10 protein-coding genes are annotated in these 12,740 nt (G+C 73.1%); 6 read left to right on the forward strand and 4 right to left on the reverse strand.

Features of this window, described 5'->3' with window-relative positions; translation table 11 throughout:
- Positions 1-3 precede the first annotated feature (3 nt).
- Together KRR39_RS04985 and KRR39_RS04990 are read left to right on the forward strand one after the other, a co-directional pair.
- Entirely contained in the window at positions 4-2,592 is a 2,589-nt protein-coding gene (locus tag KRR39_RS04985) for an FtsK/SpoIIIE family DNA translocase (protein WP_216941005.1), read from the forward strand.
- An 8-nt stretch (positions 2,593-2,600) separates the two neighbouring features.
- Entirely contained in the window at positions 2,601-4,604 is a 2,004-nt protein-coding gene (locus tag KRR39_RS04990; protein ID WP_216941006.1) for a helix-turn-helix domain-containing protein, read from the forward strand.
- A 58-nt stretch (positions 4,605-4,662) separates the two neighbouring features.
- On the opposite strand, the gene KRR39_RS04995 is transcribed toward KRR39_RS04990, so the two are convergent.
- From KRR39_RS04995 to KRR39_RS05010, 4 genes are read right to left on the reverse strand one after another with little or no spacing between them, the layout of a single operon-like run.
- Positions 4,663-5,046: a universal stress protein gene (locus KRR39_RS04995; protein WP_216941007.1), complete on the reverse strand. Its 384-nt coding sequence runs from the start codon at positions 5,044-5,046 to the stop codon at positions 4,663-4,665.
- Complete coding sequence (locus KRR39_RS05000; RefSeq protein ID WP_216941008.1) at positions 5,043-6,590, reverse strand: tripartite tricarboxylate transporter permease; 1,548 nt, start codon at positions 6,588-6,590, stop codon at positions 5,043-5,045. The genes KRR39_RS04995 and KRR39_RS05000 overlap by 4 nt, the downstream gene beginning before the upstream one ends.
- Complete coding sequence (locus KRR39_RS05005) at positions 6,590-7,105, reverse strand: tripartite tricarboxylate transporter TctB family protein (RefSeq protein WP_216941009.1); 516 nt, start codon at positions 7,103-7,105, stop codon at positions 6,590-6,592. Before KRR39_RS05005 ends, KRR39_RS05000 begins: the two co-directional genes overlap by 1 nt.
- Positions 7,102-8,127 carry a Bug family tripartite tricarboxylate transporter substrate binding protein gene (locus tag KRR39_RS05010; protein ID WP_216941010.1) on the reverse strand — a complete coding sequence of 342 codons (1,026 nt, stop codon included), beginning with the start codon at positions 8,125-8,127 and terminating at the stop codon, positions 7,102-7,104. Before KRR39_RS05010 ends, KRR39_RS05005 begins: the two co-directional genes overlap by 4 nt.
- Before the next feature lie 176 nt (positions 8,128-8,303).
- Here KRR39_RS05010 and KRR39_RS05015 point away from each other — a divergent pair, with 176 nt between their 5' ends.
- Genes KRR39_RS05015 through pgsA form a run of 4 tightly spaced genes read left to right on the forward strand, consistent with a single transcriptional unit; the run spans position 8,304 to position 12,695 of the window.
- A complete protein-coding gene (locus KRR39_RS05015; RefSeq protein WP_216941011.1) occupies positions 8,304-9,905 on the forward strand; it encodes a sensor histidine kinase in 1,602 nt (533 codons plus the stop codon).
- Entirely contained in the window at positions 9,902-10,561 is a 660-nt protein-coding gene (locus KRR39_RS05020; protein ID WP_216941012.1) for a response regulator, read from the forward strand. The genes KRR39_RS05015 and KRR39_RS05020 overlap by 4 nt, the downstream gene beginning before the upstream one ends.
- Before the next feature lie 59 nt (positions 10,562-10,620).
- Positions 10,621-12,078, forward strand: coding sequence for a 30S ribosomal protein S12 methylthiotransferase RimO (gene rimO, locus KRR39_RS05025; protein ID WP_216942400.1), 1,458 nt, complete (start codon positions 10,621-10,623; stop codon positions 12,076-12,078).
- Positions 12,075-12,695, forward strand: coding sequence for a CDP-diacylglycerol--glycerol-3-phosphate 3-phosphatidyltransferase (gene pgsA, locus KRR39_RS05030; protein ID WP_216941013.1), 621 nt, complete (start codon positions 12,075-12,077; stop codon positions 12,693-12,695). Before rimO ends, pgsA begins: the two co-directional genes overlap by 4 nt.
- Positions 12,696-12,740: the final 45 nt, after the last annotated feature.

Here is a 12,740-nt window from a genome sequence, read left to right on the forward strand (position 1 = left end):
ACCATGGCGACCCGTACGTCTTCCCCACCGGCGTCGCGGAACAAGGGCACCTCCAAGCCGGCTGCACGCGCCGGCTCGAAGGCGTCCGGATCCTCGGCCCGGTCGTCCGGCAGCCAGTCCCGTAGCAAGCCCGCGCCGAAGGGTCGGTCGACTGCGAAGTCGAAGCGCCCCGCACCGCGAGCCGTCCGCAACGGCACTGGCCCCATTGCTGCGCTCGGACTCGCCCTCGGGCGCGGTGTCGCCGCGGTCTGGCTCGGTGTCGCCCACGTCCTGGGTGCCACGGTCCGCAAGGTCGGGCACACCGCCCGGGAGCTCGAGCCCGAGCACCGGCGCGACGGGGCCGGGCTGTTCCTGATCGGCGCGGCGGTCGTGGTGGCCGCCGCCGTCTGGTGGCAGCTCCCCGGCGGGGTCGGCGACGCCGTGCGCACCGTCGTGAACGGCTCGGTCGGGCTGCTCGGCTGGTTCGTCCCGCTGCTGCTCTGCTTCGTGGCCTGGCGCAACCTGCGCAACCCGGAGAGCAACGGGCCCGCCGGCCGCCAGATCATCGGCTGGGCCGCGCTGCTGTTCGGCGTGCTCGGCCTGGTGCACATCGCCAACGGCATGCCGCGCCCGCTGCGCGGGAACACCGAGGACCTCCAGCAGGCCGGCGGTGCCATCGGCTTCGTGATCTCGTCGCTGTTCATGGACCTGCTGCGCAGCACCCTGGTCGTCGTACCCCTGCTGGTGCTGCTCGCGGTCTTCGGCGTCCTGGTGATCACCGGCACGCCGGTCTACCAGGTCCCCGTCCGGCTCGCCGAGCTGCGCGACAAGCTCCTCGGGCGTACGCCGCCCGAGCCCGAGCTGCCCGCCGAGGAGGAGACCGCGCCGCTCAAGCGCTCCCGTCCCCGCCGCCGCGTGGGCTCGATGACCGACGCCGCCACCGACCCGGCGGACGTCGACCCGGACCTGGGCGACCAGCCCTACGACACCCCGGTGCTCGAGGACCGGGCGTTCAGCCGCCGCAAGGCCAAGACGCCCGTCGAGGTCCCCGAGCAGGCCGAGGCACCCGCGGACGAGAAGCTCGAGGCCCCGCCGCACACCCCGCTGCCGGCCCGCGTCGAGCAGCTCGCGCTGTCCGGCGACATCACCTACTCGCTCCCCGCCAACGAGACCCTCAAGTCCGGGTCGGTCCACAAGGCCCGGTCCCAGGCCTCCGACGCGGTCGTCGCCCGGCTCACCGAGGTGCTCGAGCAGTTCGACATCGACGCCCAGGTCACCGGCTACACCCGCGGCCCGACGGTCACCCGCTACGAGGTCGAGCTCGGCCCCGCGGTCAAGGTGGAGAAGGTCACCGCGCTCGGCAAGAACATCGCCTACGCGGTGGCGTCCGCCGACGTCCGGATCCTGTCCCCGATCCCCGGCAAGTCCGCGATCGGCATCGAGATCCCGAACGTCGACAAGGAGATCGTCTCGCTCGGCGACGTGCTCCGCTCGGGCAACGCCCGCAACGACCACCACCCGATGATCGTCGGCCTCGGCAAGGACGTCGAGGGCGGCTTCGTGGTCGCGAACATGTCGAAGATGCCGCACCTGCTGGTCGCCGGCGCGACCGGCTCCGGCAAGTCGTCGTTCGTGAACTCGATGATCACCTCGATCCTGATGCGCTCGACCCCCGACGAGGTGCGGATGATCCTGGTCGACCCCAAGCGGGTCGAGCTGAACATCTACGAGGGCGTGCCGCACCTGATCACGCCGATCATCACGAACCCGAAGAAGGCCGCCGAGGCGCTGAACTGGGTCGTCCGCGAGATGGACATGCGCTACGACGACCTCGCCGCCTTCGGGTTCCGGCACGTCGACGACTTCAACAAGGCCGTCCGGGCGGGCAAGGTCAAGGTCCCGCCGGGCAGCGAACGGGTGCTGGCGCCGTACCCGTACCTCCTGGTGGTCGTCGACGAGCTCGCCGACCTGATGATGGTCGCCCCGCGCGACGTCGAGGACGCGGTCGTCCGGATCACCCAGCTCGCCCGGGCCGCCGGCATCCACCTGATCCTGGCGACCCAGCGGCCCTCGGTCGACGTCGTCACCGGCCTGATCAAGGCCAACGTGCCCTCACGCCTGGCCTTCGCGACCTCGTCGCTGGCCGACTCGCGGGTCATCCTCGACCAGCCGGGCGCCGAGAAGCTCGTCGGCCAGGGCGACGGGCTGTTCCTGCCGATGGGCGCCGGCAAGCCGGTCCGCGTGCAGGGCTCGTGGGTCACCGAGGCCGAGATCAACCAGGTCGTCGCGCACTGCAAGCAGCAGCTGCAGCCCACCTACCGCGACGACGTGACCGCCCCGGCGGCCGCCAAGCGGGACCTGGACGACGACATCGGCGACGACCTGGACCTCGTGGTGCAGGCGATCGAGCTGGTCGTCTCCACGCAGTTCGGGTCCACCTCGATGCTGCAGCGCAAGCTCCGGGTCGGCTTCGCCAAGGCGGGCCGGCTGATGGACATCCTCGAGAGCCGTGGCGTGGTCGGGCCGAGCGAAGGCTCCAAGGCCCGCGACGTGCTCATCAAGCCCGACGACCTCGACGCCGTGATCGCCACCTTGCAGGAGGGGGAGCAGTGAGCGCAGCCATGCCCCGACCGTCCGACCTCGACCACCGGGACACCGGGACGAACGGCCACGACGACACCGTCGTGGCCGGGACCCCGGTCGTCGTACGCCGCAACGCCGGCCTCGCCGCGCTGGTCGGCGCCGGCGCCTCGGCGATCGCCATCGCCTACCTGTGGCGGGCCACCCAGTCCGCCGCGCCGCTCGACTGGGCACTCTGCCTGGTGATGGCGGCCGTCGCCGGGATGTACCTCGCGCACCTCGTCGACGCCCGCACCCCGCTGCTGGTCGCCGACGACCTCGGGGTCCGCATCCGGCTGGGCAACCAGTGGCGCGGGCTGCCCTGGGACGCGGTGGACCGCGTCGTCGTGCAGCCCCGCCGCGGGCTGTTCCGCGACGGGCGGCTGGTGTTCGCGCCGCACAGCCTGTCCCGCGCCCTCGACGGCCTCGAGCCGCGCGGCCGCCGGGCGGCCACCCTGAACCAGAAGATGTACGGCGCCGCGCTGGCCGTCCCGATGGGCCTGACCACCCGCGTCTCCGCGCACGGCCAGGAGCTCGCCGACGGCCTCGCGGCACTCGCGCACGGCCGCGCCGACGTGGTCGTCGTGACCCCGACCCCCGAACCGACCCCCGAGCCGACCGCCGACCCGGCGCCTCTGGCGGCCTCCCGGGCGGCCGAGCCGGCCCCGCGGGTGGCCGAGCCGGCGCCTCTGGCGGCCTCCCCGGTGACCGAGCCCGCCTCCCGGGTGGTCGAGCCTGTCGAGACCACTCCTGACACCGACACCGACACCGCCACCGACGCGGACCGTGCCCCGCGGCGCAGCCTGCTCGGCGGGATCGGGACGATCGTGTCCCGGGTCGCCAAGGGCCGAAGCCACGACCTGGACGCCGACCACGACGAGGACGCCCCCGACGAGCCGACCGAGGACGGGTCGGCCGAGCAGCCCGAGACCGAGCGGCCGGTCGCCCCGGCGGCCCGCTCCGCCGTGCCCCTGCGGGACACCCGCCCGGCGCTGCGTGCGCAGGTCACCCGGGACACCCCGGCGACCGTGCTCGGCAACGTGGCGCTGCACCCCGACCGGTACGACGCCGACGGCCGTCGCCGCACGCCGCTGCCCGAGGGCCGCCAGCTGCGCCGCCAGGGCAGCGTCGACCTGGAGTTCGAGGCGGCCCCGTCCGCGTCGGTCTTCGAGTCCGGCCGCGTCCGCCCGATCTCCACGCTCGGCGAGCCCGTCGACGCGCTGGTCATCGACGACTTCGTCACCGAGCCGGCCTACGACCCGGTGATCGGCCCCGAGCTGGCCGCCGCGCGCGTCCGGGTCGGGCTGAGCGTCGACGACCTGGCCGACCGGACCCGGATCCGCCCGCACGTGATCGAGTCCATCGAGGTCGACGACTTCGCGCCGTGCGGCGGGGACTTCTACGCCCGCGGCCACCTGCGCACGCTGGCGCGGGTGCTGGGCAAGGACCCGGCACCGCTGCTCCAGCAGTTCGACGACCGCTACGCGACCGCACCGATCAACGCCCGCCGGGTGTTCGAGGCCGAGCTGGCGACCGGGATGACCGGCAGCATGCGCAGCACCGTCGGCGGCCCGAACTGGGCGCTGCTGGTGGGGGTCGTCCTCGCCCTGGTGATGACCTGGGGTGTCGTGCGGCTGTTCGCGGCCGAGCCGGCCGAGCTGCTGCAGAACCCGACCCCGGTGCTGAACGGGTCGGCCGGCGTCGGCGCCGCCGGCACCGGCCGCGCCGTGGCCCCCGCTCCCGCCGCCCAGCCGATCCGGCTCACGCTGGTCGGCGCGCAGGCCGGCTCCAAGGGCGTGGTGGTCCGCAACGGCTCGGGCGAGGTCGTCTGGGCCGGCGAGATCGTGCTCGGCGAGAAGCGCACCGTCGAGGCGGTCCCGCCCGTCAAGGTCACGGCCCGCGACGCCGGCGCCCTCGAGGCCCGGGTCAACGGCAAGGACCGGGGCTCCCTCGGCGAGCTGGGCCAGCCCGGCCGCCGTACGTTCCACCGGCCCGCCTCCCGCTGACCCGCCGCCCCGCCGACCCGGCGACCCCGGCGCAGGCGCCGGAGTCGCCGGGTCGGCGTCAGGGCTTGACGGCGAGGACCGGGCAGGCGGCGTCCAGCAGGACGCGCTGGGCCGTGGAGCCCATCAGCAGCTTGCCGACGGGGGAGCGCCGGCGCAGCCCGATCACCACGAGCTCGGCGCGCTGCTCCCTGGCCACCCGGAGGATCTCCTCCGAGGCGTCGAGCCCACGCATCGTGTGCACGACCAGGTGGTCCAGGCCGGCCAGCCGCTCCTCGAGCGCGGACAGCTGCTCGTCGTCGACGTACCGCTGGTCGACGGTGGCGTCGCCCCGGGAGGTGTTCACCACCACCAGCAGCGTGCGCCGCGACCGGGCCTCGGCCATCGCGTGCTCGAGGGCGGTCTCGCCCTCCTTCGTCGGGACGTAGCCCACCACGACGCTCATCGGGTGCTCACCTTCTCCTGGTCCTCGGTGCGGTCGGACGGGGCGTCCGGTCCGCCGGGGGTACGGCGCCGGCCGGCGACCCGGCGGGCCAGCGGCCAGACGAGCACGAGCGCCACGACGACGTACACCACGACCGCGACCGGCTCGGACCACAGCCCGGAGACGTGCCCGTCGGAGAGCTGCAGCGAGGTGCGCAGCTGCTTCTCCAGGCGCGGGCCGAGGATCACCCCGAGCACCAGCGGCAGCACCGGCAGCCCGAAGCGCCGCATCATGAACCCGAGGACGCCGAGCACCAGCAGGATCGCCAGGTCGAACGCCTGCAGGTTGACCGAGTAGGCGCCCAGCGTCGCGAAGAACACGATGCCGGCGTAGAGGTAGGGCCGCGGGATCTGCAGCAGCCGCGCCCAGGCCGGGGCGAGCGGCAGGTTGATCACCAGCAGCAGGGTGTTGCCGATGAACAGGCTGGCGATCAGCGCCCAGACCAGCTGCGGCTCCCGGTCGAAGAGCAGCGGGCCGGGCTGGATGCCGTACTGGGTGAACGCCGCCAGCATCACGGCCGCGGTGGCGTTCGTGGGCAGGCCCAGGGAGAGCATCGGGACGAGCGTGCCGGCCGCGGAGGCGTTGTTCGCCGCCTCGGGACCCGCGACGCCCTCGATGGCGCCGTGCCCGAACTCCTCGGGGTGCTTGGAGAGCCGCTTCTCGGTCACGTAGGACAGGAACGTCGGGATCTCCGCGCCGCCGGCCGGCATCGCGCCGAACGGGAAGCCGAACGCGGTGCCGCGCAGCCAGGGCTTCCAGGACCGCTTCCAGTCCTCCTTGCCCATCCACGGCTGCCCGACGGGGATCACGTGCGCCGCCGTACGACGCAGGTGCGCGGCCACCCACAGCGCCTCGCCGACGGCGAAGATCGCCACCGCGACGACGACCACGTCGATGCCGTCCACGAGCAGCGGGAGGCCGAAGGTCAGCCGCTGCTGCCCGGAGAGCGGGTCGGTGCCGACCAGGCCGATCGTCAGGCCCAGGCCGAGCGCGCAGAAGCCGCGCAGCCGCGAGGAGCCGAGCACCGCGGTGACCGCGAGCAGCGACAGGATCATGATCGCGAAGTAGCTCGGGTTGCCGAGGCTGACCGCGAACTTCACCACGAGCGGCGCCAGCACGACGAGCAGCACGGTGCCGATGGTGCCGGCGATGAACGACCCGATGGCGGCCGTGGCCAGCGCCTGCGCGGCCCGTCCGGCCTTGGCCATCTTGTGCCCCTCGATGGCGGTGACCACCGACGAGGACTCACCGGGCGTGTTCAGCAGGATCGAGGTGGTCGAGCCGCCGTACATGCCGCCGTAGTAGATGCCGGCGAACATGATGAACGCGCTCTCCGGCGGCAGGGCGAAGGTGACCGGGAGCAGCAGCGCCACGGTCATCGCGGGGCCGAGGCCCGGCAGCACGCCGACGGCGGTGCCGAGCAGCACCCCGATGAGGGCGTAGAGCAGGTTCTCCGGCGTCAGCGCCGTGGCGAACCCGCCCATCAGGGAGGACCAGACGTCCATCAGAGCACCCCTTCCAGCACGCCGGCGGGCAGGTGGATGCCCAGGCCGAGGTAGAAGCCGTAGAACGTGACCAGCGAGAGGGCCACCGAGATCAGCGCGTCGCGGACGTAGTGCCGGCTGCCCAGGGACCAGGCGCAGCCGAAGAACAGCATCGCGCCGGAGACCACCCAGCCGAGCACGTCGATGAGCAGCACGTTGGCCACGAAGACCCCGAGCAGGGGCAGCACCACCCGCCACTCGGTGGGGGCCGTCAGGTCGACGTCCTCCCCCTCCTCGGCGACCCCGCGGCCGCCGCGGAGCACGTCGAGGGCCAGCGCCACCGCGCAGACCAGGAGCAGGACGGCGACGGCGAGCGGGAAGGCCTGGGGGCCGACCCGGTCCGACTCGGTGGTGGGCGCGTCCATCCGGAGCGCGTCGACGAGGACCACCAGGCCGACCACCCCGAGCAGGAGGGCGACCCCCAGCTCGGGGCGGGCGGCGAGCCGTCCGCGCGAGGGCGAGACGGCCTGGCTCATGCCAGCCCCAGCTCGCTCAGGGTGTCCGCGACCCGCTTGTCCTGCTCGGTGAGGAACGCGCCGAACTGGTCGCTGGTCTGGAACGCGTCGGCCCAGCTGTTGGCCTTGAGGGCGTCCTTCCACTCCTGGGTCTCGTGCATCTTCTGGAAGATGCCGACCAGGCGCTCCTTCTCGGCGTCGGTGATGCCGGGGGGTGCCACGACGCCGCGCCAGTTGGTGAAGACCAGGTCGATGCCGGCCTCCTTGAAGGTCGGGGCGTCGATGTCGTCGATCCGCTCGTCGCCGCTGGTGGCCAGCACCCGGATGTCGCCGTTGGCGATCTGGTCCTTGAACTCGCCAGCGCCGGAGGTGGCGACGTCGACCTTCGAGCCGAGGATCGCCGGGAGCAGGTCGCCGCCGCCGTCGTACTGCACGAAGTTGACCTTCTTGGGGTTGATGCCGACGGCCTGGGCCAGCTGCATCGGCAGCAGGTGGTCCGGCCCGCCGGGCGAGGAGCCGCCGCCGACGCTGATCGAGCCCGGGTCGGCCTTCCAGGCGGTGACCAGGTCGTCGATGGTCTTGAACGGGGAGCCCTTCGGCACCATCACGGCGCCGTACTCCTCGATGAGGCGGGCGATCGGGGTGGTCTCCGCGAGCGTGGCCTTGGAGTTGTTGGTGTAGCTCGCGCCCACCACGCCGAGGCCCATCAGCATCGTCAGGTCGGCGTTGCCCTTCTCGTTGACGGTGCGGGCCAGGCCCACGGTGCCGCCGGCGCCCTCGAGGTTGAACACCTCGGTGCCGGACGTGATCTCGTCGTCCTCCATCACCTTGGCCGCGGTGCGCGCGGTGATGTCGTAGCCGCCGCCGGGGGTGTTGGGGACCATGATGCGCAGGTCGCTGAGCGGCTGGCCGGCGTCGGCGGCGCTGTCGCCGCCGCTGCTGTCGGTCACGCCGCAGGCGGAGGCGACGAGGGCGAGGCCGGCCACGAGGGCGGCGCCGCCCGCCGGGCGCAGCAGTCGGTGGGAGGTTCGGGGCAGACGCATGGTGGATCCTCTCGTGCGTCGGTGGTTCACGGGTGTCGTGGTGAACCCTGGCCCGCCGGTGTGAGCGCCGTCACCGTTGCGGACTCAACGGACGTTGTGGTCATTGTGGTCACGGACACACGGGGCGCGACGAGTGCCATCCTGGACCCGTGCTTCCCCCGGCGAGACGACGCGAGATGACCCTGGCGGGGCAGTACCTCCTGCTCCAGGTGCTCGTGGTGCTCGTGGTGCTGCTCGCGGTCGGCGCCATCTCGGTGGCCCAGACCGCCCGCACGTTCGAGCGCAGCGAGGTGCGGCCGGCGCTGAGCGCCGCCGAGAACCTCGCGGCCAACCCGGTGGTGCGCGAGACGATCGCGACCGCGCAGCCCTACGACCGGTCCGGGCTGGCCTCGGTGGCCGAGTCGTCGCGGACCAACTCCGGGTCCACCTCGGTGCTGCTCGCCAACACCGCGCGGCTGGTGCTGGTCTCCTCCGACCCCACCCAGGTGGGGGACCGGGTCGTGACCGGGCCGAGCCGGGCGCTGGCCGGTGCCTCCTGGACCGGCACCCGCGACGTGTCCGGGCGGACCGTGGTCGTCGCCCAGGCACCGGTGTACGCCGAGCGGACCGGCGAGGTGGTCGGGATGGCCGAGATCGGCCGCGAGGTCCCGTCGCTGTGGAGCCGGATCGGTGACGTGGTGCCCAACCTGCTGGTCTACCTCGGGGTGGCCAGCGTCCTCGGCCTCGGCGGCTCGCTGCTGCTCTCGCGCCGGGTCAAGCGGCAGACCCTGGGGATGGAGCCGACCGAGATCGCCGGGCTGGTGGAGCACCGCGAGGCGCTGGTGCACGGCGTCAAGGAGGGCGTGATCGCCATCGACGAGCAGCAGCGGGTCACCGTGGTCAACGACTCGGCGCGCCGGCTGCTCGGGCTGCCGCTCGACGGGGTCGGCCACCGGCTCGACGAGCTCGCGCTCGACCACGAGCTGGTCGAGGCGCTCACCAGCAGCCAGCCCGACCCGGACCGGCTGGTGCTGGTCGGCGACCGGGTGCTGGCCCTGAACCGCCGCCCGATGCGCTCCCACGGCCAGGTGATCGGCTCCGTGACCACGCTGCGCGACCGCACCGAGCTGTCCGCCCTGGAGCGCGAGCTGGGCACCAGCCGGGCCACCAGCGACACGCTCCGCGCGCAGACCCACGAGTTCGCCAACCAGCTGCACACGATCAGCGGGCTGCTGCAGCTCGAGGAGTACGACGAGGTGATGCGGTTCGTCGACGGGGTCCGGCTGAGCCGCAGCTCGCTGTACGACGAGGTCACCTCCCGGATCGACGACGCGACGGTCGCGGCGCTGCTGATCGCCAAGGCGAGCCTCGCCGCCGAGCGCGGCGTGGAGCTGCGGCTGGACCCCGCCTCCTGCGTCGGCAAGGTGTACGGCGCCCTGGCGCGCGACCTCACCACGGTCGTCGGCAACCTGGTCGACAACGCGCTGGACGCCGTGAGCACCTCGGAGCAGCCGCGGGTCGACGTACGCGTGGTGGGTGAGGGGGACGCGATCACCGTTACCGTCGCGGACACCGGGCCCGGGGTGCCGGACACCGAGGCGGTGTTCCGGCAGGGCTGGACCACCAAGGCCGGCTCGGGCGCCGGCGACGGGGGCCGCGGCTTCGGTCTCGCGCTGACCCGGCTGGTCTGCCGGCGCCGCGGCGGCGACGTGCGGGTGCACAACGAGGGCGGCGCGGTCTTCACAGCGACCCTGCCGACCGGGACCGACGGGCCCGACGGGGACGAGGAGGACGCGTGATCGAGGTCCTGGTCGTCGACGACGACTTCATGGTCGCCCGGATCCACACCGGGTTCGTCGAGCGGACGCCCGGCTTCCGGGTCACCGGCGTCGCGCACACCGGGGCGGACGCGCTGGCCCAGGCCGAACGGCTGCAGCCCGACCTGGTGCTGCTCGACGTCTACCTGCCGGACGTGTCCGGTCTGGACCTGCTGGGCGCCCTGCGTGAGGCCGCCCCGGAGGTCGACGTGCTGGTGATCTCCGCGGCCCGGGAGGCCGACACCGTGCGGCGGGCGTTGCGCGGCGGGATCGTGCACTACCTGATGAAGCCGTTCACCTACGACGACCTGCGGGTCCGCCTCGAGCACTACGAGCAGGCCTACATCGGGCTGCCCGGCGAGGAGACCGACCAGGCGGCCGTCGACCGGGTGTTCGGGGTGCGCGGCAGCGACAAGCGGCTGCCCAAGGGGTTCAGCCCGGAGACCCTGCGGCTGGTCGAGGACTCGCTGCGCCAGGAGACCACCGACCTCTCCGCGGCCGAGGCGGCCAACCTGCTCGGGATCTCCCGGGTCAGCGCCCGGAGGTACCTCGAGCACCTGACCGAGACCGGCAAGGTGGAGGTCAGCCTGCGCTACGGCGAGGTCGGCCGCCCGGAGCGCCGCTACGCCTGGCGGTGACCGGTTCGCGGTCTGGGCCGCCGGACCGTCATACTCGGTGACGGTTATGACTGCTACCCCTGACGCCCTGGCCCCCCCTCACCACCGTCGCGCTGGTGACGCTCGGCTGCGCCCGCAACGAGGTCGACTCCGAGGAGCTGGCCGGACGGCTCGAGGCGGGCGGCTTCCGCCTGGTCGACGATCCCGAGGACGCGGACACCGTGATGGTGAACACGTGCGGCTTCGTCGAGGCGGCCAAGAAGGACTCCGTCGACACCCTGCTGGCCGCCTCCGACCTCAAGGCCGAGGGGACCACCAAGGCGGTCGTCGCGGTCGGCTGCATGGCCGAGCGCTACGGCAAGGACCTCGCCGAGTCGCTGCCGGAGGCCGACGCCGTGCTGGGCTTCGACGACTACCCGGACATCGCCGCCAAGCTGCGCTCGATCCTGGCCGGTGAGAAGCACCACCCGCACACCCCGCAGGACCGGCGCCGGCTGCTGCCGATCACGCCGAGCGAGCGCGGCTCGGCGGCCGACGCGGTCGTCGTACCCGGGCACACGATCTCCGCCCCCGACCTACCCGTCGGTGCGGCCCCGGACTCCGGCCCCCGTGCCGTACGTCGCCGGCTGGACGGCGGGCCGATGGCGCCGCTGAAGCTGGCCAGCGGCTGCGACCGGCGCTGCTCGTTCTGCGCGATCCCGTCGTTCCGCGGCTCGTTCGTGTCGCGCCGGCCCAGCGACGTGCTGCACGAGGCCCGGTGGCTCGGCGAGCAGGGCGTCAAGGAGCTGTTCCTGGTCAGCGAGAACTCCACGTCCTACGGCAAGGACCTCGGCGACCTGCGGCTCCTCGAGACGCTGCTGCCCGAGCTCGCCGCGGTCGAGGGCGTCGAGCGGGTCCGGGTGTCCTACCTGCAGCCCGCCGAGACCCGGCCCGGCCTGGTCACCGCGATCGCGTCCACCCCCGGCGTCGCCGCCTACTACGACCTGTCCTTCCAGCACGCGTCGAACGCCGTGCTGCGCCGGATGCGGCGCTTCGGCGACCCGGAGAGCTTCCTCGGGCTGATCGAGCAGATCCGCACGCAGGCGCCGCTGGCGGGCATCCGCTCCAACGTGATCGTCGGCTTCCCCGGCGAGACCGAGGACGACCTGAACACGCTGTGCGACTTCCTGGTCGACGCCCGGATGGACGTGGTCGGCGTGTTCGGCTACTCCGACGAGGACGGCACCGAGGCCGCGGCGTACGACGGCAAGCTCGACGAGGACGAGATCCGCGACCGCACCGAGCACGTGACGCGGCTGGTCGAGGAGCTCACCTCCCAGCGCGCCGAGGACCGGATCGGCGAGCGGGTCGAGGTGCTGCTGGAGTCCCTGGCCGAGGCCGGCGACGAGGCGGAGGGCCGAGCGGTCCACCAGGGCCCGGAGGTGGACGGTACGACGACCGTGGCCGGCCTGCCCGCGGACGCCAGGGTCGGCGACATCGTCAGCGCGCTGGTCGTCGCCTCGGACGGTGCGGACCTCGTCGCCGAGGTGACCGCGTGACCCAGGCGCCCGAGCACAAGCCGACCAACTGGAACCTCCCCAACGCGCTGACCACGCTGCGGATCGTGATGGTGCCGTTCTTCGGCTGGGCGCTGCTCGTCGACGACGGCTCGTCGGTGCTGTGGCGGTGCATCGCCTGGCTGCTGTTCGCGGTGGCGATGATCACCGACAAGGTCGACGGCGACATCGCCCGCAGCCGCAACCTGGTCACGAACTTCGGCAAGATCGCCGACCCGATCGCGGACAAGGCGCTGACCGGGATGGCGTTCGTCGGACTGTCCGTCATCGGCGACATCTGGTGGTGGGTGACGATCCTGGTGCTGGTCCGCGAGTGGGGGATCACCCTGCTGCGGCTCTGGGTGATCCGGCACGGCGTGATGGCCGCCGGCCGCGGCGGCAAGCTCAAGACGGTGCTGCAGACCTTGGCCCTGGGCCTGTTCATCCTGCCGATCCGGATCCTCCAGGACGACTGGGGCGTGGCCGGCGACGTGCTCTGGGGCCTCGCGGTCGTGCTGATGGTCGCCGCGGTGACGCTGACCGTGGTCACCGGCCTGGACTACGTCGTGAAGGCGCTCGCCGTCCGTCGCGACGGCCGGTCCTCGGTCGGCACCAGCTGATCCGACCGGACGTGGTCGTCGTCGACCCGGGTCCCAGTTCACCCC

Origin of the sequence: Nocardioides panacis (assembly GCF_019039255.1) — a bacterium.
GTDB classification, from domain to species: domain Bacteria; phylum Actinomycetota; class Actinomycetes; order Propionibacteriales; family Nocardioidaceae; genus Nocardioides_B; species Nocardioides_B panacis.